Source organism: Micromonospora sp. IBSANI012, assembly GCF_052814045.1.
The window spans coordinates 1,489,452-1,512,044 of the sequence record NZ_CP199933.1 but is presented as its reverse complement, the minus strand read 5'-3'; the positions used below and the strand labels follow the sequence as shown (position 1 = coordinate 1,512,044).

Annotated in this window: 21 protein-coding genes, 1 tRNA gene and 1 pseudogene; 9 read left to right on the top strand and 14 right to left on the bottom strand. The window is 74.7% G+C overall.

Annotated features, from left to right (window positions below; all coding sequences use genetic code 11):
• The first annotated feature begins 17 nt into the window (after positions 1 to 17).
• The gene (locus ACTWM8_RS07165) at positions 18 to 1,274 is read left to right on the top strand and encodes an ATP-grasp domain-containing protein (protein ID WP_446213122.1); all 1,257 of its coding nucleotides are present in this window, start codon (positions 18 to 20) and stop codon (positions 1,272 to 1,274) included.
• A 21-nt stretch (positions 1,275 to 1,295) separates the two neighbouring features.
• Here ACTWM8_RS07165 and ACTWM8_RS07160 read toward each other — a convergent pair whose 3' ends face one another.
• Both ACTWM8_RS07160 and ACTWM8_RS07155 read right to left on the bottom strand, forming a co-directional pair.
• Positions 1,296 to 1,757: a GNAT family N-acetyltransferase gene (locus tag ACTWM8_RS07160; protein ID WP_446213121.1), complete on the bottom strand. Its 462-nt coding sequence runs from the start codon at positions 1,755 to 1,757 to the stop codon at positions 1,296 to 1,298.
• Between the two features lie 22 nt (positions 1,758 to 1,779).
• On the bottom strand, positions 1,780 to 2,718 hold the full coding sequence (locus ACTWM8_RS07155) for a thiamine-phosphate kinase (RefSeq protein WP_446213120.1): 939 nt from the start codon (positions 2,716 to 2,718) through the stop codon (positions 1,780 to 1,782).
• Positions 2,719 to 2,840: 122 nt separating this feature from the next.
• On the opposite strand from ACTWM8_RS07155, the gene ACTWM8_RS07150 reads away from it, so the two are divergent.
• Both ACTWM8_RS07150 and ACTWM8_RS07145 read left to right on the top strand, forming a co-directional pair.
• Positions 2,841 to 3,074, top strand: coding sequence for an Lrp/AsnC ligand binding domain-containing protein (locus ACTWM8_RS07150; protein ID WP_013284547.1), 234 nt, complete (start codon positions 2,841 to 2,843; stop codon positions 3,072 to 3,074).
• A 9-nt stretch (positions 3,075 to 3,083) separates the two neighbouring features.
• Positions 3,084 to 3,728, top strand: coding sequence for a DUF3515 family protein (locus tag ACTWM8_RS07145; protein ID WP_446213119.1), 645 nt, complete (start codon positions 3,084 to 3,086; stop codon positions 3,726 to 3,728).
• Between the two features lie 132 nt (positions 3,729 to 3,860).
• Here ACTWM8_RS07145 and ACTWM8_RS07140 read toward each other — a convergent pair whose 3' ends face one another.
• Together ACTWM8_RS07140 and ACTWM8_RS07135 are read right to left on the bottom strand one after the other, a co-directional pair.
• Positions 3,861 to 4,961 (bottom strand): D-alanine--D-alanine ligase family protein, encoded by a 1,101-nt coding sequence (locus ACTWM8_RS07140; protein WP_446213118.1) that lies wholly within the window; start codon positions 4,959 to 4,961, stop codon positions 3,861 to 3,863.
• 151 nt (positions 4,962 to 5,112) lie between these two features.
• Positions 5,113 to 5,346, bottom strand: coding sequence for a hypothetical protein (locus ACTWM8_RS07135; RefSeq protein ID WP_446213117.1), 234 nt, complete (start codon positions 5,344 to 5,346; stop codon positions 5,113 to 5,115).
• A 262-nt stretch (positions 5,347 to 5,608) separates the two neighbouring features.
• Between ACTWM8_RS07135 and ACTWM8_RS07130 the strand changes: the two genes are divergently transcribed.
• The gene (locus tag ACTWM8_RS07130) at positions 5,609 to 6,454 is read left to right on the top strand and encodes a helix-turn-helix domain-containing protein (RefSeq protein WP_446213116.1); all 846 of its coding nucleotides are present in this window, start codon (positions 5,609 to 5,611) and stop codon (positions 6,452 to 6,454) included.
• A gap of 4 nt (positions 6,455 to 6,458) precedes the next feature.
• The gene (locus tag ACTWM8_RS07125) at positions 6,459 to 6,659 is read left to right on the top strand and encodes a DUF397 domain-containing protein (RefSeq protein WP_357616672.1); all 201 of its coding nucleotides are present in this window, start codon (positions 6,459 to 6,461) and stop codon (positions 6,657 to 6,659) included.
• A 101-nt stretch (positions 6,660 to 6,760) separates the two neighbouring features.
• Here the strand turns inward: ACTWM8_RS07125 and ACTWM8_RS07120 are convergent, their stop codons facing one another.
• From ACTWM8_RS07120 to ACTWM8_RS07100, 5 genes are all read right to left on the bottom strand, one after another.
• Positions 6,761 to 7,804, bottom strand: a complete 1,044-nt coding sequence (locus ACTWM8_RS07120; protein WP_446213115.1) for an ROK family protein — start codon at positions 7,802 to 7,804, stop codon at positions 6,761 to 6,763.
• A gap of 105 nt (positions 7,805 to 7,909) precedes the next feature.
• A complete protein-coding gene (locus tag ACTWM8_RS07115; protein ID WP_446213114.1) occupies positions 7,910 to 8,701 on the bottom strand; it encodes a putative protein N(5)-glutamine methyltransferase in 792 nt (263 codons plus the stop codon).
• Between the two features lie 137 nt (positions 8,702 to 8,838).
• Entirely contained in the window at positions 8,839 to 9,981 is a 1,143-nt protein-coding gene (locus ACTWM8_RS07110) for a cystathionine gamma-lyase (protein WP_446213113.1), read from the bottom strand.
• Positions 9,978 to 10,985, bottom strand: a complete 1,008-nt coding sequence (locus ACTWM8_RS07105) for an NAD(P)H-dependent glycerol-3-phosphate dehydrogenase (RefSeq protein WP_088963545.1) — start codon at positions 10,983 to 10,985, stop codon at positions 9,978 to 9,980. The genes ACTWM8_RS07110 and ACTWM8_RS07105 overlap by 4 nt, the downstream gene beginning before the upstream one ends.
• 64 nt (positions 10,986 to 11,049) lie before the next feature.
• Positions 11,050 to 11,775 (bottom strand): lysophospholipid acyltransferase family protein, encoded by a 726-nt coding sequence (locus tag ACTWM8_RS07100; RefSeq protein ID WP_446213112.1) that lies wholly within the window; start codon positions 11,773 to 11,775, stop codon positions 11,050 to 11,052.
• Between the two features lie 126 nt (positions 11,776 to 11,901).
• Here ACTWM8_RS07100 and cofC point away from each other — a divergent pair.
• The 3 genes and pseudogenes from cofC to ACTWM8_RS07085 all read left to right on the top strand — a co-directional run.
• Positions 11,902 to 12,513 (top strand): annotated as a pseudogene (gene cofC / locus ACTWM8_RS07095) (2-phospho-L-lactate guanylyltransferase); the annotation flags it as partial.
• A 294-nt stretch (positions 12,514 to 12,807) separates the two neighbouring features.
• Entirely contained in the window at positions 12,808 to 15,108 is a 2,301-nt protein-coding gene (locus ACTWM8_RS07090; RefSeq protein WP_446213111.1) for an RNA degradosome polyphosphate kinase, read from the top strand.
• Positions 15,109 to 15,221: 113 nt separating this feature from the next.
• Positions 15,222 to 16,106, top strand: coding sequence for an NUDIX hydrolase (locus tag ACTWM8_RS07085; protein ID WP_446213110.1), 885 nt, complete (start codon positions 15,222 to 15,224; stop codon positions 16,104 to 16,106).
• 23 nt (positions 16,107 to 16,129) lie between these two features.
• Here the strand turns inward: ACTWM8_RS07085 and ACTWM8_RS07080 are convergent, their stop codons facing one another.
• The 4 genes from ACTWM8_RS07080 to leuC all read right to left on the bottom strand — a co-directional run bounded on the left by ACTWM8_RS07080 (position 16,130) and on the right by leuC (position 21,059).
• Entirely contained in the window at positions 16,130 to 18,079 is a 1,950-nt protein-coding gene (locus tag ACTWM8_RS07080; RefSeq protein WP_446213109.1) for an endonuclease/exonuclease/phosphatase family protein, read from the bottom strand.
• A gap of 131 nt (positions 18,080 to 18,210) precedes the next feature.
• Positions 18,211 to 18,843: an HU family DNA-binding protein gene (locus ACTWM8_RS07075; RefSeq protein ID WP_446213108.1), complete on the bottom strand. Its 633-nt coding sequence runs from the start codon at positions 18,841 to 18,843 to the stop codon at positions 18,211 to 18,213.
• Between the two features lie 172 nt (positions 18,844 to 19,015).
• Positions 19,016 to 19,603, bottom strand: a complete 588-nt coding sequence (leuD, locus tag ACTWM8_RS07070) for a 3-isopropylmalate dehydratase small subunit (protein WP_446213107.1) — start codon at positions 19,601 to 19,603, stop codon at positions 19,016 to 19,018.
• Positions 19,604 to 19,616: 13 nt separating this feature from the next.
• Positions 19,617 to 21,059, bottom strand: a complete 1,443-nt coding sequence (gene leuC / locus ACTWM8_RS07065; protein ID WP_446213106.1) for a 3-isopropylmalate dehydratase large subunit — start codon at positions 21,057 to 21,059, stop codon at positions 19,617 to 19,619.
• Positions 21,060 to 21,108: 49 nt separating this feature from the next.
• Here leuC and ACTWM8_RS07060 point away from each other — a divergent pair, with 49 nt between their 5' ends.
• A complete protein-coding gene (locus tag ACTWM8_RS07060; protein WP_088963553.1) occupies positions 21,109 to 21,795 on the top strand; it encodes an IclR family transcriptional regulator in 687 nt (228 codons plus the stop codon).
• Between the two features lie 614 nt (positions 21,796 to 22,409).
• On the opposite strand, the gene ACTWM8_RS07055 is transcribed toward ACTWM8_RS07060, so the two are convergent.
• Positions 22,410 to 22,482, bottom strand: a tRNA-Glu gene (locus ACTWM8_RS07055).
• Positions 22,483 to 22,593 lie beyond the last annotated feature (111 nt).

Here is a 22,593-nt window from a genome sequence, read left to right as displayed (position 1 = left end):
GTACGGAGGACCGACCGGTGGACCTGGACCTGGGCCGCGACGAGCTGATCTTCATCGGCGCGGCGCTCGGCATGCTGCGCTGGCTCGACGAGCAACTCCCGCCCGGCGCCGTCGTGCTGGTCGAGGAGCCCGACGTCATCCACCGCCGGGACGTCGCGGCGCTCGCGGCCGACCTGCCCGTCGTCTCGCGGGTGGTGCCCGCCGAGTACCAGACCGGGCTGGACGTCGACGCGCTGCTGGCCCGGGAACCGGGGCTGGCCGCCGCGCGGCTGGTGGTCCCCGGCATCGAGTACGCCGTCCCGGCCGCCGCCCGTTTGGCCGACCGGCTCGGCCTGCCCGGCGCCGGCCCGGAGGCCGCCGAGGTCTTCGCCGACAAGCACCGGATGCGGCAGGTCGCGGCCGGGGCCGGGCTGCCCAACCCGGCGTACGAGCTGGTCGACACGCCCGAGCGGGCGGCGGCCTTCGCGGAGCGCTTCGGCGGCCGGTGCGTGCTGAAGCCGACCCGGCGCTCCGGCAGCCTGGGCGTGCAGCTGATCACCGAACCGGCGGCGATCGCCTCGGCCTGGGCGACCACCGCCGAGCCGGAGGAGCCGCCCGAGGCCACCGACCGGGGCCTGCCCACCGAGGTGCTGGTCGAGCAGCTGGTCGTCGGCCCGGAGCACAGCGTCGAGCTGCTGGTCGCCGACGGCGAGGTGTGCTTCGCCAACGTCACCGACAAGCGGGTGCTGCCCGGCCCCCGACCGGTCGAGACCGGTCACACCGTGCCGTCCGCCCTGCCCGCGGCCGCCCGGGCCGAGCTGGTCGAGGTCGCCACCCGGCTGGCGGCGGCGGCCGGGTTCCGCACCGGGGTGCTGCACAGCGAGTGGATCCTCGCCGACGGGGTGCCGACCCTGGTGGAGTGCGCCGCCCGACTGCCCGGTGACATGATCGCCGCGCTGGTCTCGGTCGCGTACGACTGCGGGTTCATCCCCGCGTACCTGCGGCTGCTGCGCGGCGAACGGCCCGCGCTGCCGGCGAGGCCGGCGGGCGCGGCGGCGGTGGAGTTCCTGCTCGCCCCGCCCGGGACGGTGACCGCCGTGACGGGCGTGCGCGCCGCGCTGCGGGCGCCCGGGGTGCTCAGCGCACAGGTGGACGTCGCGGTCGGCGACACCCTCGGCGAGGTGGTCTCCTCGGCCCGGCGCAGCGGTCTGGTGCTGACCTGGGGCGACGACCCCGCCGAGGCGACCCGGGCCGCCCGGCACGCGGCGGGGCTGGTGGAGATCAGCGTCGGCTGAGACCGACCCGGCCGGGCCGGGTCAGAGGGTACGGCCGAAGGAGAGGCAGCCCGGCGCGTCGGCGTAGAAGCCGAAGTTGGGGATCCGCTCGTACCCGGCCGAGGTGTACATGGCGATCGCCTCGGGCTGCTTGTCGCCGCACTCCAGGACCATCCGCTTGCGCCCGTGGTAGCGCGCGGACTCCTCGACGGCGGCCAGCACGGCGCGGGCCACCCCGCGGCCCCGGGCGGTCGGGGCGGTGTACATCCGCTTCAGCTCGGCGGTGTCGTCGCCGTGGCTGCGCCAGCCGCCGCAGCCGACCGGTTCGCCGTCGAGGTACGCGACCAGGAAGGCGCCCTGCGGTGGGACGAACTCGGCCGCGTCGACCGGCGTCTCGTCGCCGCTGCCGCCGTACCGCTGGCCCAGGTCGGCCAGGGCCGCGCGGATCAGCGACCGCGCCACCGGCGAATCGAAGGCCAGCGCGCCAATCTCGATCTCACTCACGGGTGAAGGGTACGACCACCCCTTACCGGAAGTGGTCCCAGCCGCCCCGACCGTCGTACTTCTCACCGTCGACGGTGACGCCGGTGCCCTCCACCACCCGGCCGACCGGCCGCCACTCGTCGGGCAGGGCCACCGAGCGGGGGAAGGTCGCGGCCAGCGCGTGGTCGTCACCCCCGCCGAGGATCCACGAGTACGGGTCGACGCCGAGCGCCTGCGCGGCGTCGCGCATCTGCCGGGGCACCTCGAAGGCGTCCCGGTGCACGTCGAGGCCGACCCCGCTGGCCTTCGCCACGTGCCCCAGGTCGGCCAGCAGCCCGTCCGAGATGTCGATCATGGCGGTGGCGCCGAGCCGGGCCGCGTGCGGGCCGGCGGTGTACGGCACCTCCGGCCGCCGGTACGCCTCGACCAGCAGCCGGGGCGTGCGGAACCCGCGGGAGAGCACGGTCAGCCCGGCCGCCGCCCAGCCGCTGCGCCCGGCCACCGCCACCACGTCCCCGGGCCGCGCCCCGGAGCGCACCACGGGCGCCCGGCCGCCCAGGTCGCCGAGGGCGGTGACGGCGATGGTCAGGGTCGGGCTGGCGGACATGTCCCCGCCCACCACGCTCGCCCCCACCTTGGCCGCCTCCGCGGCCAGCCCGTCGGCCAACTCCTCCGCCCAGGCCGTCTCCAGGTCCGCCGGCATGCAGAGCGCGACCAGCAGCGCGGTCGGGGTGGCCCCCATGGCGGCGATGTCGGCCAGGTTGGCCGCCGCCGCCCGGTGGCCGACGTCCCGCGCGCCGGACCAGTCCCGCCGGAAGTGCCGCCCCTCGACCAGCACGTCCGTCGACGCGACCACCCGCGCGTCCGGGGCGGCCACCACCGCGCCGTCGTCGCCCGGACCGAGCAGGCAGCCCGATCCGTACGTCAGCCGCGCGGTCACCCGGTCGATCAGGCCGAACTCCCCGACACCTCCGACACTCATGCCACTCCCTCGCCGCGCTCGCTCACTGCTTCCCCTCGACCACCGATAGGGATCACGCCTGCTCCGTAAGGTACTTTCACCCTTCGGGCCGCCCACGGGCGGCGACGGACGGAGGTCGAGTCGTGGTACAGGCGTACATCCTCATCCAGACCGAGGTCGGCCGGGCGCGTGACGTGGCCGGGCTGATCGCGGACCTTGCCGGCGTGGTGCGGGTCGACGCCGTCACCGGGCCGTACGACGTGGTGGTGCTCACCGAGGCGAACACCGTCGACGAGCTCGGCAAACTCATCGTCAGCAAGGTGCAGATGGTGCCCGGCATCACCCGCACCCTCACGTGTTCGGTGGTGCGCCTGTAAGTGGACGAGATGACTTCCTCCCCGACCGCCGGCGCCGAGCAGACCGCCAGCCGCAAGCCGGCCGCGCCGACCGCCGCCCGCAAGCCGGGCTGGGACCGGTCGACCCGCCGGGCGGCGCTGGTCGCCACCCTGATCGCGGTGCCGGTGACGGTCGCCGTGGCCGGGTTCACCTTCGCCAAGCTGGCACCGGACACCCCGGCCGCCGCGCCCAGCCCCACCGCCACCAGCGCCCGCCCGCAGTCCACCACGCCGGTCGAGATGGCCGCCCCGGCGCTGGCCACCCGGCCGGCCACCGTCTGCCGGGCACTGATGTCGCAGCTCCCGCCGTCGGTGCGGGACCTGGCCCAGCGACCGGTGACCGCCGGCGCCGAGCAGAACGCCGCGTACGGCGACCCGGCGCTCACCGTGGCCTGCGGCGGCGCCGAGCCGGCCGTCCCGGCCACCGGCGACGTCTGGCGGATCAACAAGGTCTGCTGGTACGCGGCCGAGGAGGCCGACGCGACCGTGCTCACCACCGTCGACCGGGAGACCGCGGTCCGGGTGATCGTCCCCCGCGCGTACGAGCAGCCGTTGCAGTGGATCGCTCCGCTCGCCGACGCCGTGGTCGCCTCGGTCCCCTCCGCCGGCGACACCCCCGCCGGCTGCACCGGCTGACCCCCTGCCCCATCCCCCGCGCCCCGGGCGCACGCCCGGACTCGGGTGCACTTTCTGCGAAAGAGTGGCCATTCGGGCGCGGATGGCCACTCTTTCCGTGCAAGTGGGCGGATCTTGACCGGGATGCGCGGGTCAGCGGGGGCCGGCGTGGCGGTGCAGGGCGGTGCGGATGAGGCGGTTGACCAGCTTGGGGTACTCCAGGCCGGAGGCCGCCCACATCCGGGGGAACATCGACGTCGGGGTGAAGCCCGGCATCGTGTTGATCTCGTTGAGGTAGACGTCCAGTTCCGGGGTGACGAAGAAGTCGACCCGGGCCAGGCCGGAGCAGTCCAGCGCGGTGAAGGCCCGGGTGGCGTACTCGCGCACCTGCCGGGTCACCTCGTCCGGCAGCCCGGCGGGGATGTCGTACTCGCAGGCGTCGTCGATGTACTTGGCCTCGAAGTCGTACCAGTCGTGGCCGGAGACCACCCGCACCTCGGCCAGCACGGACGCCTCGGGCGCGCCGCCGGCCTCGCCCTCCAGCACGCCGCACTCGATCTCCCGGCCGGCGATCGCGCCCTCGACCAGCACCTTGGTGTCGATCTCGCGGGCGGTGGCGACCGCCGCGTCGAGCTGCGCCCAGTCGTCGACCTTGGTGATGCCGAACGACGAACCGGCCCGGGACGGCTTGACGAAGACCGGCAGGCCGAGGCGCTGCTTGTCCTGCTCGCTGAGCGTCATCCCGTTGCGCAGCACCGCGTACGGGCCGACCGGGATGCCCTCGGCGGCGCAGAGCTTCTTGGTGAACTCCTTGTCCATCGCGGCGGCGGAGGCGAAGACGTTCGCCCCGACGTACGGGATGTCGGCCATCTCCAGCATGCCCTGGATGGTGCCGTCCTCGCCGTACGCGCCGTGCAGCACCGGGAAGACCACGTCCACGTCGGCGAGCGCCCGGGGACCCTCGGTCGGGTCGAGCACCATCAGGCCACCAGCGGTCGGGTCGGCGCGGAGCACCACCTCGGCACCGGAGCCGGCGGTGATCTCCGGCAACTTGCGGTCGCTGATGGCGAGCCGGGCCGGGTCACCGCTGGCCAGCACCCACTGCCCCTGGCGGGTGATGCCGACCGGCACCACCTCGAACTCGTCGGGGTCCAGCGCGCCGAGCACGCTGCCGGCGCTGACGCAGGAGATGCCGTGCTCGGGGCTGCGACCGCCGAAGACGATCGCCACGCGGGTCTTGCCTGGGGTGGTCACTGGGTCACCTCTCGGTACGCGACTGCGGAGCCGCCAGCGGCGCTCACCCGGTCGACCTTACTGTGGGTGGCGGCGCGCCGAAGGCGATACCCAGGAGGACGCGTACCTCCCTCGCAAACGGTCACCCGTACCGATACGGTGCGTAGTCGGCTCAGTCGCCTCCGACGCTGACGGCGCCGTGCCGGCGGCCGACGGCGATGACCTTCACCCGCTGCCGCCCGGCGCGCACCATGCCCAGCGCCATGAACGCCCCGGCGATCCGGTCGGCGGCCTCCCGGCTGCTCGCGCCGACCACCTGGCGGCGCCGCTCGGGGTCCCGTCGCTCGTCCCGGACCTCGCCCTCGACGGGGCGGACGTCCGTGAGCACCACGAGGAAACGGGTCATCGCCGCTCGCCCTGCCATCCGGTCAGCCTCATCCCGCGGTCCCTCCCCGATGGACGGTGGCGGTGGCACGTGGCGATCGGGTACGGGGGAGTAAACCCGATCGCCACGCGCCCCATCCCCTCCGGTCGCTCACCACCGCCGTCGCCACGACAACCGTTGGTGAGGACGCCATCACAGATTGACAGGTGGACACGCGTGAATGCAACTCTCATCGACGTTCTCTCATGCACACGTTCCCGGAAAGATATGTCACCATCGACGTATGGCTCCGAAGACCGCCCGAGCCCGCCGGCTGGGCATCGCCCTGCGCACCCACCGCGAGGCCGCCGGCCTGACCCTCGAGGGCGCCGCCGACGAGATCAACAGCACCCGCAGCACCCTGTCCCGCTACGAGAACGCCCAGACGCTCGTCAGCCCGGCCACCGTGCGCGCGCTGCTCAGCCTCTACGGCGTCGGGTCCGACGACATCGCGGCGGCGGTGCAGCTGGCCAAGGACACCCGCAAGCCCGGCTGGTGGGTGCCGTACTCGCACCTGCTGGACAAACGCACCATCGACTTCATCGCCCTGGAGGCGGAGGCGACCGGCATCGCCAACTTCGAGCCCTCGGTGGTGCCCGGCCTGTTGCAGACCGCGGACTACATCCGGGGCGTGATGCGCGGCGGGCCGCACACCCTCGGCGACGACCAGGTCGAGCAGCGGGTGCAGCTACGGCTGGACCGGCAGCAGCGGATCACCGCCGAGGACCCGCCCATCTTCGACGCGATCATCGACGAGGGCGCGCTGCTGCGCCCGGTCGGTGACCGCTCGGTGATGGAGCGGCAGCTGCAGCACCTGCTCAAGATGGCCGAGCTGCCCAACGTCACGGTGCAGGTCATCCCGCTGGCGGCGGGCTACCACCGGGGCACCCGCGGCTCGCTGCACATCCTCGAGTTCGCCGACCCCGAGGACCCGATCATCGCCTCGGTGGAGACGGTCGCCGGGCAGATGGTCCTCGACCGGCCGGGCGACCTGCGTACCTGCACCAAGATCATGGAACACCTGCGGACCGTCGCGCTCAGCCCGACGGACAGCCGCGACCAGCTCCTGCAACTGTTGAAGGGACGGTAGGACCATGACACCGACGATCAGCGCGGCGCTGGCGACGGCCAGCTGGCGCAAGAGCACATACAGCGGGGACCAGGGCGCCTGCGTGGAGCTGGCGACCGTGCCGGACCTGGTCGCGGTCCGCGACTCGAAGGACCCGGCCGGCCCGGTGCTGCTCTTCCCCCCGGCCGCCTGGGCCGCCTTCGCCACCGCCCCACCCCGCCCCTGACCCCCGGCCCCACCCATCGGGTTGGTCACGAGGTTCGCGTCCCGGGTGGCCCGATCCGGGACGCGAACTCCGTGGCCAACCCGGTGGGCCGCCGGGGCGGGTCAGGCGGCCAGGGTGGGCTGGGGAGCGGGAACGGCGCGCAGCGCCTCCAACGCGGCGATGGCCACGCCGCGCGCGCCGGCCATGTCGCGGTCGGGCACCAGGGCGAAGATGGCCACCGCCGCCTGCTCGGCGCGGAGCACCGTGTTCTCCCGCACGGTGGCCAGGAACCACTCCCGGAACTCCGGCGCCGCCTCCACCACCCCACCCCCGACGAAGTACGCGTGCGGGTCGGTGAAGTTGGCCGCGATGGTGAACAGCCGGCCGAGCGCCGCCGCCTGCTGGGCGAAGACCTCCCGGGCCAGTTCGTCGCCGCGCTCGGCGTACCCCCGCAGCAGCTTGGCGGCCCGGTCGGCCGGCTCGGCGGCGAGCGGGTGGTCGGGGTGGCGCCCCAGCCAGAACGGCAGCAGGCTGCGCCGGATCCCGGTCAGCGAGGCGATGCTCTCGGCGTCCCCGACGAAGCCGCAGGCGCAGGTCGGCTCCGGCTGGCCGGGAGCGAGCAGCCCGGTCAGCGGGATGTGCACGTGCCCGAACTCGCCGGCCATCCCGGCCGCGCCGGTGACCACCCGACCGTTCTCCACCACGCCGCCGCCGAGCCCGGTGCCGACGATCGCCGACACCGAGGACCGGACCATCGCCTCCGCTCCGAAGTGGACGTGGTGGGCGTAGAGCGCGGCCGCGTTGCCGTCGTTGTGGTAGACCACCGGCAGGCCGAGCCGCCGCTCCAGCGCGCCGCGCACGTCGTACCCGTGCCAGGCCGGCTGGGCGAAGTTGGTCGACCCGCGCGAGGAGATGACGCCGGTGGCGCTGGCCGGCCCCGGCGTGTCCAGCCCGACCGCCCGCACCAGCTCGCGGGGCACGCCGGTGTGCGCCAGGACGCCGTCCAGCGCGCGGGCCAGCGCCTCGATCGCCGCCTCCGGGCCGGCCTGGACCTCGCTGGGGATCTCCAGCAGCCCGTCGACCAGGAACCGGCCGTCCAGGGTGAGCACGGTGGCGTTGTCGCTCGTGCCACCGTTGTCCAGACCGACCACCACCGGCACGTCCACGCTGCCACCGCCTCCCGCCCGACCTTGGAACGAGGCTAGTTCCCGCCTTTCGCTCCCGCCATGCCGCGAACGGCCAGCACGCCCGCCGATCCGGCGGCCCGCCGGTCAGTCCGGCCGGCGGGCGGTGACCGCGGTGGCGTCCCACTCCGGCTCCCGCACCACCGTCGGCACCAGCCCCAGCGCGCTCATCGCCGCGCAGAGGGCATCCGCCTGGGTTTCGCTGACCTCCACCACCAGGTGACCACCGGGCGCCAGCCAGTCCACCGCCCCGGCGGCCACCCGGCGCAGCACGGCCAGCCCGTCCGCCCCGCCGTCCAGCGCCACCGGCGCCTCGTGCAGCCGCGCCTCGGCCGGCAGCAGCGCCACCGCCTCCGTCGGCACGTACGGGGCGTTGGCCACCACCAGGTCGAGGCGCCCCCGCCAGGCCGGCGGGAGCGGGTCGTACAGGTCGCCGGTGAGCACCGGCACGTCGCGGCCGGCGAGGTTGCGCCGGGCGCAGGCCACCGCGGCCGGGTCCACGTCGACGGCGGCGAGCCAGCGCGGGGCGAGGCGCCCGGCGAGGGCGAGCGTGGTGCCGCCAGAGCCGCAGCAGAGGTCGACCACCGCCGGCGCCGGCCCGACGACCGCGGCCGCGGCCTCCACCAGCAGGGCGGTACGGCCGCGCGGCACGAAGACGCCGGGGTCGACGGCGACCCGCAGCCCGCAGAACTCGGCCCAGCCGAGCAGGTGTTCCAGGGGAACGCCGGCGACCCGGCGGTCGGCGAGCGCGGTCAGCGTCTCGGCGGAGTCGGCGGCGGCGAGGAGCAGTTCCGCCTCGTCCTCGGCGTAGACGCAGCCGGCGGCGCGCAGCCGCGAGACGAGGGCGGGACGGTCGACGAAAAACGCGGTCGGTGCCATGGGATGCCTTTCGGGAACGCTCGTCGGCGCTCCCGGCCGTCGCCTAGCGGTGCGACGGGGACTCGGAGGGGAGCGCCGTTCCTGCTGACTGGCGGATCGGACTCACCTCCTCGGGTCGGGGCCCACGCGGGCCGGGATCACGATAGCGGACGGACCGGCCCGGCGGCGTCCAGCGCGGCGGCGATGTCGGCGACCAGGTCGGCGGTGTCCTCCACCCCGCAGGAGAGCCGGACGAAGCCCGGCGCGGTGTCGTCGCCCCACTGCGCCCGCCGGTCGGCGGTGGTGTGCAGGCCGCCGAAGGAGGTCGCGGCGGCGACCAGTCGGGCGGCCTCGACGAACCGGCTCACCCGGTCGGCGTCGCCGAGGTCGAAGGAGACCACGCCGGGCATCCGCCGCATCTGCGCCGAGGCCACCGGGTACGCCGGGTCCTCCGGCCGCCCGGGCCAGCGCAGGCCGGTCACGTCGGCGCGCCCGGCGAGCAGCTCGGCCACCGCCGCCGCGTTGGCGGACTGCCGGGCCAGCCGCAGGTCGAGGGTGCCCAGCGACCGGTGCGCCAGCCAGGCGTCGAAGGCCCCGGGCACCGCGCCGGTGGTGGTGCGCCAGGCGGTCAGCGTCTCCAGCAGCTCCGCCGAGCGGGTCGCCACGTAGCCCAGCAGCAGGTCGGAGTGCCCGGTCAGCGCCTTCGTGCCGGAGGCGACCACCAGGTCGGCGCCGAGGTCCAGCGGGCGCTGCCCGAGCGGGGTGGCGGTGGTGTTGTCGACCACCAGCAGGGTGCCGGCGGCGTGCGCCTCCCGCGCGAGCGCGGCGACGTCGACCACGTCCAGGCCGGGGTTCGCCGGGGTCTCCAGCATCAGCAGCCGGACGCCCTCGAACGACGGGTACGGCCCGACGGTCGGCACGAACCGGACCCGTACCCCCATCCCCTCCAGGGTGGCGGTGGCGAAGGCGCGCACCGGGAAGTACCCGTCGGCGGGGAGGAGCACGGTGTCCCCGGGCCGCAGCACGGCCAGCAGCAGCCCGGTGATGGCGGCCTGACCGCTGGCGAAGACCCGGCAGTCGCCCCCCTCCAACTCGCCGATGGCCGACTCCAGCAGCCGTCGGGTGGGGTTGTCCGGCCGGCCGTAGCCGTTCGCCGCGGCGGCCGGCCCCTCCCACGGGTCGAGGTGGTACGGCGCGGCGAAGACCGGCCCGGGCAGGAAGGGGTCGCCGGGCACCGGCTCCGGCAGCCCGGCCCGGACGCAGCGGGTGCCGTCCCGCCACTGCGGCTCGGCGGCGCTCACTCGTACGACTCGGGCTTGGCGGTGCGGCTCATCAGGGCGTCCACGGCGAGCCGGGGGTCCATGCCCTCGTGGCAGATCCGCTCGATCTGCTCGGTGATCGGCATCTCCACCCCGTGCGCCCGGGCCAGGTCCCGGATGGCCAGGCAGCTCTTCACGCCCTCGGCGGTCTGCCGGGTCGCCGCCTGCGCCTGCTCCAGCGTCTCCCCCCGGCCGAGGTGCTCGCCGAAGGTGCGGTTGCGAGCCAGCGGCGAGGAGCAGGAGGCGACCAGGTCACCCATGCCGGCGAGGCCGGCGAAGGTGATCGGGTCGGCGCCGAGCGCGACGCCCAGCCGGGCGGTCTCGGCGAGCCCGCGGGTCATCAGCATCGCCCGGGTGTTGTCGCCGAAGCCCATCGCGGTGGCGATTCCGTACGCCAGGGCGATCACGTTCTTGACCGCCCCGCCCAGCTCGCAGCCGATCACGTCGTCGTTGGTGTACGGGCGGAAGTACGGCGTCCGGATGGAGGACTGCACCAGCGCGGCGCGGCGGGCGTCGGTGCCGGCGACCACGGTCGCGGCGGGCTGCTCGGCGGCGATCTCGGGGGCCAGATTGGGGCCGGAGACCACCACCACCCGGTCCGGGCTGACCCCGGCGGTCTCGACGATCACCTCGCTCATCCGCCGGGTGGTGCCCAGCTCGATGCCCTTCATCAGGGAAACCAGGGTCGAGTCCGGGGCGAGGTGGCCGGCCCAGTCGGCGAGGTTGCCGCGCAGCGTCTGCGACGGCACCGAGAGCACCACCAGCTCGGCGCCGGAGATCGCCTTGGCCGCCTCGCCGGTCGCGGTGACCCGCTCGGGCAGCCGCAGGTCGGGCAGGTAGTCCGGGTTGCGCCGGTGGACCCGGATCGCGTCGGCGACCGACTCCCGCCGGGCCCAGATCGTCACGTCCCGGCCGGCGTCGGCGAGGATCTTGGCGAAGGCGGTCCCCCAGGACCCGGCCCCCAGCACCGCCACGTGGCCGCTCATGCCCTCGCCTCCACACGATCGGCGGCGCGCGGCGCCACCACACTGAGCTGGTCGATCCGCTCGCTCATTCGGTCACCTCGGGAGTACGCGGACGGGCGGGACGTTCCCACAGCGGGGGCGGCGTGCCACCCCGGATGTCGGCGAGCATGTCGCGCAGGCTCAACATGATCTCGTCGGTCATCTCTTCCAGCACCACCCGGCTCGGGGTGGCGCCCGCCCACCGGCTCAGGTCGACCGGCTCGCCGGCGACCACGGTCACCGGGGTGCGGGGGCGCAGGCCGAAGCGGGTGGTCCGCGGGTCGAACAGCTTCTCCGGGCCCCACATCGCCAGCGGGATCACCGGCGCGCCGGTGGCCAGCGCCAGCCGGGCCGCCCCGGTCTTGCCCTTCATCGGCCACAGCTCCGGCTCGCGGGTGGTGGTGCCCTCCGGGTAGATCACCACCGCGCCGCCGGCGTCGAGCGCGGCGATCAGCTGGTCCAGCGACTTGACCGCGTCGGCGGTGCCGCGTTCCACCGGGATCTGCCGGCAGCGGTGCAGGATCCACCCGATCACCGGCACCCGGAAGACGCTGGCCTTGCCGAGGTACTGCGGCCAGCGCCCGGCGTCGTAGATGAAGTGCGCCGAGACCAGCGGGTCGGCGTGCGACAGATGGTTGGGCACGATGATGATGCCGCCGTCGCGGCCCAACTGCTCAGCGCCGCGCCAGGTACGCCGGGTCCAGACCAGCATCACGGGCTTGACCAGCGCCACGGCGAAACGTTGCCAGAAACCCAGCCTGCGCCGTGTCACCCTGCCTCCTCGTCGCCCCAACCCCGCGCGCCGCACCCACCGGTGCGGCCCGCAGCGGAAATCATGCCTGCTCGCCCCGGGTACGGCCAGTGCGGGTACCACCGTCGACGCTGGCAGGATTGTCGCGTGGGTCAGCCGAGGTGGACCGTGGTGGTGCCGGTGAAGCGCCTGGGCGCGGCGAAGAGCCGGCTGCGGGGCGCGCTGCCGGCCGTACCCCACGAGGAGCTGGCACTGGCCCTGGCGGCCGACACGGTCCGCGCGGTGCGGGCCTGCCCCGCGGTCGCCGAGGTCCTGGTGGTCACCGGCGACGAGCGGGCCGCGGCGCTGCTGGGCGCGGCCGGCACCCGGATCGTGCCGGACGAGCCGGAGGCCGGGCTGAACGCCGCGTTCCGGCACGGCGCCGCAGCCGCCGCCGCGGACGCCTGGGTGGCGGGGCTCACCGCCGACCTGCCGGCGCTGCGTCCGGCGGAGCTGGCGGCGGCGCTGCGGGCCGCCGCCGACGACCCGGCGGTACGCCGCTTCGTCGCCGACGCCCCGGGCAGCGGCACCGTGCTGCTCACCACACCGCCCGGCGTGCCGCTGGCGCCCCGGTTCGGGGTCGGCTCGGCGGCGGCGCACGCCGCGAGCGGGGCGCTGCCCCTGGCCGGGCCGTGGCCCTCACTGCGCCGCGACGTGGACACCGCCGCCGACCTGGCGGCGGCGCGGCGCCTCGGGCTGGGGCCGCGCACCGCCGCGCTCGCCGCGCGCCCAGGGGAGAGCGGGTCGGGGTACGGTGCTGGCATGCAGGGCACGGTGGCGACCTTCGACGCGCAGACCCGCACCGGCGTGCTGCTCCTGGACGACGGCACCGAGCTGGCCTTCCCGGCGCCCGCCTTCGACGCCTCCGGGCTGCGGCTGCTCCGCCTCGGGCAGCGGCTGCGGGTGGACCTCGGTCCGGACGGCGAGGTCGTCCGGGTGACATTGCCGACGATGGCCTGAGCCGACCCGCCCGAGTTCATTTTGCGTTAACCGGGATCGGGTGATTATGAGCGGGTGAGCACCCCTCGCGAGCACCCCGCCCGCCCGCCCCACGCCGCCGACCCGACCGGCCCCCGCAACGGCGCCCGCCGCCGCGGCGGCACCCGCGCTCCCGAGGAGACCGTCGCCACCACGCCCGACTCCCCCGGCGCCAGCGCCGCGGGGGCCTCCGCCGGGCTGGACGAGGTGCTCGACCCGGGCGACCGGCCCACCCCGCCGACCGGTCCGGACGGCGAGCCGCCGGCCGTCGCGCCGCTGCCCGAGGACCGGTTCCTCAACCGGGAGCTCTCCTGGCTGGACTTCAACGCCCGGGTGCTGGCGCTCGCCGAGGACCCGCGCACCCCGCTGCTGGAGCGGGCCAAGTTCCTGGCCATCTTCGCCAGCAACCTCGACGAGTTCTTCATGGTGCGGGTGGCCGGGCTGAAGCGCCGCCTCTCCGCCGGCCTGCCGGTACGCGGCGGCGACCGGCTGCCGCTGCGCGCCCAGCTGGAACTGATCACCGAGAAGACCGCCGAACTGGTCGGCCGGCACGCCTCCTGCTTCGTCGAGGACGTGCTGCCCAAACTGGCCGCCGAGGACGTCCGCATCCTGCGCTGGGCGGAGCTGGACGACCCCGAGCGGGAACGGCTGCGCACCTACTTCCGCGAGCACATCTTCCCGGTGCTCACCCCGCTCGCCGTCGACCCGGCGCACCCGTTCCCGTACATCTCCGGCCGGTCGCTGAACCTGGCGGTGGCGGTCCGCGACCCGGACGGCGGCTCCGAGCTGTTCGCCCGGGTGAAGGTGCCCAACAACGTGCCGCGCTTCGTCCGGGTCGCCCGGGAACAGCCCGGGCTGCGGATGCTGCCGGTCGAGGAACTCATCTCGGTGCACCTGGGCCAGCTCTTCTCCGGCATGCAGGTGGTCGAGTGCCACCTGTTCCGGGTCACCCGCAACGCCGAGGTGGAGGTCGACGAGGACCGCGACGAGGACCTGCTCCAGGCGCTGGAGCGGGAGCTGGCCCGGCGCCGCTTCGGCCCGCCGGTACGCCTGGAGGTCGCGGCCAGCATCTCCGACCACATGCTGGAGCTGCTCGTCCGGGAACTGGACATGGACGGGCACGACGTGCTCCGGGTACCCGGGCTGCTGGACCTCTCGGCGCTCTGGCAGCTCTACGGCGAAGCCGACCGCCCCGACCTGAAGGACCCGCCGTTCGTGCCGGCCACCCACCCCCGGCTCGCCGAGGGCGAGGTGCCGCGCAGCGTCTTCGCCACGCTGCGGGACGGGGACGTGCTGGTGCACCACCCGTACCACTCGTTCGCCACCAGCGTGCAGCGCTTCATCGAGCAGGCCGCCGCCGACCCGAACGTGCTCGCCATCAAGCAGACCCTCTACCGCACCAGCGGCGACTCCCCCATCGTCGACGCGCTGGTCGACGCGGCCGCCGCCGGCAAGCAGGTGGTGGTGCTGGTGGAGGTGAAGGCGCGCTTCGACGAGGTGGCCAACATCGGCTGGGCGCGCACCCTGGAACGGGCCGGCTGCCACGTCGTCTACGGCCTGGTCGGGCTCAAGACGCACTGCAAGACCGCCCTGGTGGTCCGCCAGGAGGGCAACCAGATCCGCCGCTACTGCCACATCGGCACCGGCAACTACCACCCGAAGACCGCCCGGCTCTACGAGGACTTCGGGGTGCTCACCGCCGACCCGGAGATCGGCGCCGACCTGACCGACCTGTTCAACGTGCTCACCGGCTACAGCCGGCAGACCGCGTACCGGCGGCTGCTGGTGGCGCCGCAGGGCATCCGCAGCGGCCTGATCGAGCGGATCGAGCGGGAGATCGACCACGTCCGCCTCGGCATGCCCGCGCTGGTGCAGTTCAAGGTGAACGCGCTGGTCGACGAGGAGATCACCGACGCGCTCTACCGGGCGTCCCGGGCCGGCGTCCACGTCGACCTGCTGATCCGGGGCATGTGCACGCTGCGGCCGGGGGTGCCGGGGCTGTCGGACAACATCCGGGTCCGCTCGATCCTCGGCCGGTTCCTGGAGCACTCGCGGATCTTCCGGTTCGGCAACAACGGCGACGCCGAGTTCTGGATGGGCTCGGCCGACCTGATGCACCGCAACCTGGACCGGCGGGTGGAGGCCCTGGTGCAGGTCAGCGACCCGGTCGCCCGGGCGGAACTCGACCACGTGCTGACCGCCGCGTTCAGCCCCGAGGTGGACTCGTTCGAGCTGGCCGGCGACGGCGCCTGGACCCGCCGCGCCGGCACCCCGGAGGAGCCGCTGACGGACCTGCAGGAGCTGCTGCTGCGCCGGGTGGGCGGCACCGCCGGCTGACCGGGACGGCGACCGCCATCGCCCGTCGTGACAGGTCCGGGCGCCGCGGCGCTGTGCCGCTGGACGAAGCTGAGCGGCCCGTACGGCGGGTCGCCCGGACGTAGGGTGATCAGATGGCGCAGGAGCAACCGGTCGACATCCGGGCGGCCGGTGGAGTCGCCTGGCAGCCGGACGCCGACGGTGGCCTCCAGGTCTGCCTGGTGCACCGGCCCCGCTACGGCGACTGGTCGCTGCCGAAGGGCAAGCTGGAGCCCGGCGAACACCCGCTGCTGGCCGCCGTCCGCGAGGTGGCCGAGGAAACCGACGTACAGGCCGTGCCGCAGGTCCGGCTCCCCACCGTGCGCTACCGCAGCGAGGGTCGGCCGAAGACGGTGGACTACTGGTCGATGCGGGCGGTGGGCGAGGGCGGCTTCCAGCCCGGCACCGAGGTCGACGACGTGCGCTGGCTCGCCGCCGACGACGCGATCCGGCTGGTCAGCTATCCGCACGACGCGGAGGTGCTGGCCGCGTTCGCCGCGCTGCCCCGGGTCACCGGCACGATCGCGCTGGTCCGGCACGCCCGCGCCGGCAAGCGCGCCACCTGGTCCGGCCCGGACGACGGGCGCCCGCTGGACGTGACCGGCCGGGCCCAGGCCGAGCGGCTGGCACCGCTGGTGGCGCTGATCCGCCCCACCCGGCTGCTGTCCGCCTCGGCGCGCCGCTGCGTGCAGACCCTCGACCCGGCGGCCGCCCTGCTCGACCTGCCGATCGAGGTGGACGGCGACCTGGACGAGCCGCAGCCGGGCCAGCTCGGCGACGAGTGCGCGCTGGCGACCGCCGGCCGGCTGGCGGAGCTGGCCGCGGCCGGCGAACCGGTCGCGGTGTGCAGCCAGGGCAAGGTGATCCCGGGCGCGCTGGAGCGGCTGACCGGGCGGACCGACGACTTCACCACCCCGAAGGGCGGCGGCTGGCTGCTCGCCTTCGCCGCCGACCGGCTGGTCGCCGCCGACCGGCTCTGAGACCGGCGGGTGCTCTGTCCCGGTCAGGCGGGCGGCAGGGTCAGGGTCACCGCGACCGGCAGGTGGTCGCTGGCGGTGCCGCGCGGCGCGACGGCGTCGGCGCCGGTGAGGCCGGGCGAGACGAGGACGTGGTCGATCTGGTCGCGCGGCTCGTCGGCCGGGCTGGTCGGCAACGGCCGGGCCGCCGCCAGCGCGTCCACCAGGCCGGCGCGGGTGAACTCCGCGAAGCCGGGAGCGCCGGGTTCGGTGTTCATGTCGCCGGCCACCACCAGGGGGCGGCCGGCGGCGTACCCGAGGGCGAACGAGGCCACCGCGCGGGCCTGGACCACCGGCTCCCGCCCGGGCGGCGGTTGCAGGTGGGTGGCCACCACCGCCAGGCGTACGTCGGCACCGAGGTCGACGGTGACGCCGAGCCCCTGCGCCCCGGTCGGCGCGCCCACCGCCGGCAGCCGGCGGGTGCGCGCCGCCGCCAACGGCCACCGGCTCAGCACCGCGTCGCCCCAGAGCGGGTCGGCCGCCGGCGCGAAGACGTACGGCATGTCCAGCCGCTCGGCCAGCAGGTCGAGGGTGTCGTGGCCGCCGTTGAGCAGCCAACCCCGGTCCACCTCGCTCAGCACCACCACGTCGGCCCGGCCGACGGCCCGGGCCAGGGCGTCCGGATCGAACCGGCCCTCGATGCCGAAGCCCATCCGGATGTTGTACGCCGCCACCCGCACCGTCGCCGGCGGCCCCTCGCGGTTGCCGGCCACCAGCGTCTGGTCGGCGGTCAGCGCGGCGACCAGCGCCAGCGCCGTGGCGCACGCGGCGGTCCGCACCGGGGGCAGCGACGGCACGGTACGCGCCGGCACAGGCGCGATACGCGCCGGCACAGGCCCGGCGGACAGCGCGACGGCAGCCGTCAGGACGGCCACGGCCACCGGCACCCATCCGTTGGGGTAGCCGAGGTCGTAGGCGGCGTAGTAGAGCACCGCCGCGACGGCGAAGACCAGCATCCCGCCGACGACGGCATACCCCCGGCGGCCCGCCGCCCGGTGGGATCCGCCCGCCTCGCCGTCGCCAGCTGGGCCGAGGGGTTCTTGCTCCTCGGCGGTGTCGCAGCGGGCCAGGCAGGCACCGAGGCCGACCGCGGTGAGCAGGACGGCCGGCAGCAGCAGCTCGCCCCGCCCCAGGGCCACCAGCACGGCCCCGGCGAGCAGGGCCACCGGGCCGATCCACCGCCCGGCCGGCCGGCGCGGCGGCGTCAACGCGGCGAGCAGGAACCCACCGACCGCCACCGCGACCGGCAGCGGCCCGAACAGCGGCGCGACGGCCACTCCCGAGCCCTGCGCGGGCGACGACCCCAGCAGGCCGAACTGGTACGACATCGCCGTGCGGGCCACCGCCGGGGAGAGCGCCACCATGCCGGCGAGCAGCAGCGCCGGCCCGGCCAGCAGCCAGGCACGGGCACCGCCGGCGCCGGCGGGCGGGGCGGGCAGCGCCTGTCCGGCCAGGAAGAGCGCGGCCAGCACGACGCCCAGCACCCAGACCTCCGCGCCGCCCAGCCAGGGCGAGCGGTAGGTGTCGGAGACGGTGTGCAGGACCGCGGCGGCGGCCAGGCCGAGCGCCAGCCCGGGTACCGGCCGGTTCGACCCGGCGGCCTCGGCGGTGAGCCAGCAGAGCCCGGCGACCAGGCCGGCGGTGGCGAGCCAGAGCTGCGCCCGCCCGCCGGGGAAGCCGGTGACGGCGAGCCGGGCACCGGCCAGCACGACCGCGGCGACGAGGGCCACGGGCCGGGCACCGACCCGGCGCAGCAGCGGCGGCACGGCCAGGGCGAGCACGAACCAGCCGAGCGCGAACGCCCCGAGCAGCTCGGCCGGAGTGGACGCCGCCTGCCCGAAGATGGTGATGACCGACGGCAGGAAGACCCGCAGCACGTCGGTCAGCAGGACCAGGCCGAGGGCGATGACGACGGTGGTGCGGTGGCGGTAGCGCACGAGGCCTCCTCGCCGACCGGTGGGGGTGCGGCGATTCTGCGCAGCCGGCGGGCCCCGGGTCAACGGGCCGGAAACAGTGTGCGGGGCGCCCACCGTGCGGTGGGCGCCCCTCACGGGCGTACGTGCGCAGGTCAGCGCCGGGCGGCGGTCTTCTTCGCCGGAGCCTTCTTCGCCGTGGTCTTCTTGGCCGCCGTGCTCTTGGCGGCGGTGGTCTTCTTCGCCGGCGCGGCCTTCTTCGCCGGAGCCTTCTTCGCCGGCGCGGCCTTCTTGGCCGCGGCGGTCTTGGTGACCGCGGCGGCCTTCTTCGCCGGTGCGGCCTTCTTGGTGGTGGCGGCCTTGGCCGCGGCGGTCTTCTTGGCCGCCGTGGCGGTCGTCTTCTTCGCGGCGGCGGCCTTGGCGCCGGTCGCCTTGGCCCCCGTCGCCTTCGCGCCGGCGGCCTTGGCGGCGGCCGCGGTGGTCTTCTTCGCCGGCGCGGCGGCCTTCGGCACCTTGCCGCTGGCCACCATCTCCTTGAAACCGGCGCCGGCGCGGAAGGTCGGCACGGATGTCTTCTTGACCTTCACCGCCTCACCGGTACGCGGGTTGCGCGCTGTTCGGGCGCCACGGACGCGCTTTTCGAAAGCTCCGAATCCGGTGATCGCCACCTTCTCGCCCTTGGTTACCGCCCCCTGGACCTCGGCGATGACCGCGTCGAGCGCCGCCGTCGCCGTCTTCCGGTCCCCCAGGCGAGCGGCGAGCGCCTCGATGAGCTCGGCCTTGTTCACGACTTCCTCCCGATTGTGCAACTGACTCGACGCGAGCCATTCTGCGCGCACGGTATGCCCTGTGCTGCCGGGACACAAACATTCGGTGGAAAAAAGCCCTTGTGTCGTAACGGATTCGCCCCCACCGGGCGGACCGGTGGGGGCGAAAACCGATGAGCGGTCGGGCGTACGGCTATGCCACGGCGGGCTTGAACGACGGCCGGGACGCCTCGTACGCGCTGATCTCGGCGGCGTGCCGGAGGGTGAGTCCAATGTCATCCAAGCCTTCCATCAGCCGCCAGCGGCTGTGGTCGTCCAGCGGGAACGACCAGCTCGCCGGGCCGACCCGGACCTCACGGGCGACCAGGTCGACGGTGACCTCGGTGGTCGGATCGGACTCGACCCGGTCCCAGATCTCCTCGACGGCTTTCAATTCCAGCTCCACCGGAAGGAGGCCTTCCTTGAGCGCGTTGCCCCGGAAGATGTCACCGAATCGCGGCGAGATCACCGCGCGGAAGCCCCAGTCGCGCAGCGCCCAGACGGCGTGCTCGCGCGATGATCCGGTGCCGAACTCCGGACCGGCCACGAGAATCGACGCTCCAGAATGGGTTTGATCGTTGAGCACGAATGCCGGATCTTCCCGCCACGCACTGAAGAGTCCGTCCGCGAAACCGGTCCGGGTCACCCGCTTGAGGTACACGGCCGGGATGATCTGATCGGTGTCCACGTTGGACCGGCGCAACGGCACGGCGGTGCCGGTGTGGGTGGTGAACTTGTCCATCTCGGCTGCCCTTCTACAGGTCGGCGGGGGCGGCGAGCCGGCCGACCACGGCGGTGGCGGCGGCGACCGGCGGGGACACCAGGTGGGTGCGCCCTCCCCGGCCCTGGCGGCCCTCGAAGTTGCGGTTGGAGGTCGAGGCCGAGCGCTCGCCGGGCTTCAGGGTGTCGGGGTTCATCCCGAGGCACATGGAGCAGCCGGCGAAACGCCACTCGGCGCCCGCGTCGGCAAAGACCTTGTCCAGCCCCTCCACCTCGGCCGCCTCCCGCACGGCCGCGGAACCGGGCACCACGAGCATGCGTACGCCGTCGGCGACCTTGCGCCCGCGCAGCACGTCGGCGGCGGCGCGGAGGTCCTCCAGCCGGCCGTTGGTGCAGGAGCCGACGAAGACCACGTCGACCGCGAGGTCGCGCAGCGGGGTGCCCGGGGTCAGCGCCATGTACTCCAGCGCCCGGTGGGCGGCGGTCCGCTCCGCGTCGGTGCCGAAGTCCTCCGGGGCCGGCACGGCCGAGCCGAGCGGCGCGCCCTGCCCCGGGTTGGTGCCCCAGGTGACGAACGGGGTGATCCGGCTGGCGTCGAGGGTCACCTCGGCGTCGAAGGTCGCGCCCTCGTCGGTGGGCAGGGTCCGCCAGTAGGCCACCGCCGCGTCCCAGTCGGCGCCCTCGGGGGCGTGCGGCCGCCCCTTGAGGTACGCGAACGTGGTCTCGTCCGGCGCGATCAGGCCGGCCTTGGCGCCCCACTCGATGGACATGTTGGCGACGGTCATCCGCCCCTCCATGGACAGCGCGCGGATCGCCTCGCCCCGGTACTCCACGATGTGGCCGCGCCCGCCGCCGGTGCCCACCTGGGCGATCAGCGCGAGGACCAGGTCCTTGGCGGTGACGCCGGGGCCGAGCTGGCCGGTCACCGTGACCGCCATGGTGCGCGGGCGGGCCTGCGGCAGCGTCTGGGTGGCCAGCACGTGCTCGACCTCACTGGTGCCGATACCGAAGGCGAGCGCACCGAAGGCGCCGTGGGTGGCGGTGTGCGAGTCGCCACAGACGATGGTCATGCCGGGCTGGGTGACGCCCAGCTGGGGGCCGATCACGTGCACGATGCCCTGGTTCTCGTCGCCGAGCGGGTGCAGCCGCACCCCGAACTCGGCGCAGTTGCGGCGCAACGTCTCGATCTGCGTACGCGAGGTGGGGTCCGCGATGGTGAGCAGGTCACCGCGACGGGACCGGAAGCTCGGGTCGTCGTACCCGGTCGGGGTGTTGTGGTCCTCGGTCGCGAGCGTGAGATCGGGACGGCGAACCGGACGACCGGCCAGGCGCAGCCCGTCGAACGCCTGCGGGCTGGTCACCTCGTGCAAGAGGTGCAGGTCGATGTAGAGCAGGTCCGGTTCACCCTCGGCGGTCCGTACCACGTGCGCGTCCCAGACCTTCTCGGCCAGGGTCCTCGGTCGAGTGACTCCCACCATCTGGACATCCTAAATTCTGGGAGGTAAGTTTCGGCTTGTGGGACACAGTATGAGCGGTGTCGGCGTCCTCGACAAGGCGGTGGTCATCCTGGCCGCCTGTGTCGACGGCGCCAGCCTGGCCGAACTCGTTGAACGCACCAAGCTGCCCCGGGCCACCGCGCACCGGCTGGCGCAGGCGCTGGAGATCCACCGCATGCTGGTCCGGGACACCCAGGGGCGCTGGCGTCCGGGGCCCCGGCTCGGCGAGCTGGCCAACGCCGCCCCCGACGTGCTGCTGACCGCCGCCGAGCCGCTGCTGGCCGCGCTGCGCGACGCCACCGGGGAGAGCGCCCAGCTCTACCTGCGCCGCGCCGACGAGCGGGTCTGCGTGGCCGCCGCCGAGCGGGCCAGCGGCCTGCGGGACACCGTGCCGGTCGGCTCGGTGCTGCCGATGACGGCCGGTTCCGCGGCGCAGATCCTGCTCGCCTGGGAGCCCCCGGAGGCGGTCATGCCGCTGCTGCCCCGCGCCAAGTTCACCGGCCGCACCCTCGCCGAGGTACGCCGCCGTGGCTGGGCGCAGAGCGTCGCCGAGCGGGAGGCGGGTGTGGCGAGCGTCTCGGCCCCGATCCGCGACCGCACCGGCCGGGTGATCGCCGCGATCAGCATCTCCGGCCCCATCGAGCGCCTGGGCCGCCGCCCCGGCGAACGCCACGCCATGGCCGTGGTCCGAGCCGGCCAGCGCCTCTCCGGCCTCTGACCCCCGTCCCTCCCCCGACCCCGCACCGGCCTCGCCACACCGCACCTGGCCCGGCCTTTGACCGGCCCACCCCGGCCCACCCTGCCCGGCCCGCCCCGGCCCACCTGGGCTGAAAGTTGACCAAGAGGTTTGCGTCCGCAGCCGGCTCCGGCGGACGCAAACCTCTTGATCACCGAGGTCGGCGGCGGGGGGCGACCTCGACCGATCTGGTCGGCCGGTCGGGGCAGGGGTCGCTCGCTGTGGAGCTGATGTCGTGAACGAATCACGGGTGGGATGGACTGCCGAGGGCCGCCGGCGCCCCACCGGTGATTCGGCTACGACATCAGCTCTACAGCGTCTGCGGCACGCCTGTGGCTCCCGGTCGGCGGGCCGACTCCACGGAACCAATCGCTCGCCGGGCCGCCGCCTCCGCGACACGACCGGGCGGGCCGGCACTCGCTGAGCCGCAGCCTCCGGCACCTGACTCACCGGACCTCCGCCCGCCGGCACCCGGCCGACGCTTCCTGAAGGCGGCTTCGAGCGTCGGTCCACCGCAGGCACGCACCCGGCCGGGGCCGCTGCCGGGAAAGGCGAACGGCCCGCCTCGCTGTCGCGAGACGGGCCGTTCGGCGATGTAGCCCCGACCGGATTCGAACCGGCGCTACCGCCTTGAGAGGGCGGCGTCCTGGGCCGCTAGACGACGGGGCCAGGCACTTTTCCTGCTTCACCGCCCTGGTGGGCGGTGCGGCTGTAGTCTAGCGGCACCACCAGCGTCCGACGACGACGGGGTCCGGCGGCTCCGGAAAGCCGGAAAGACGA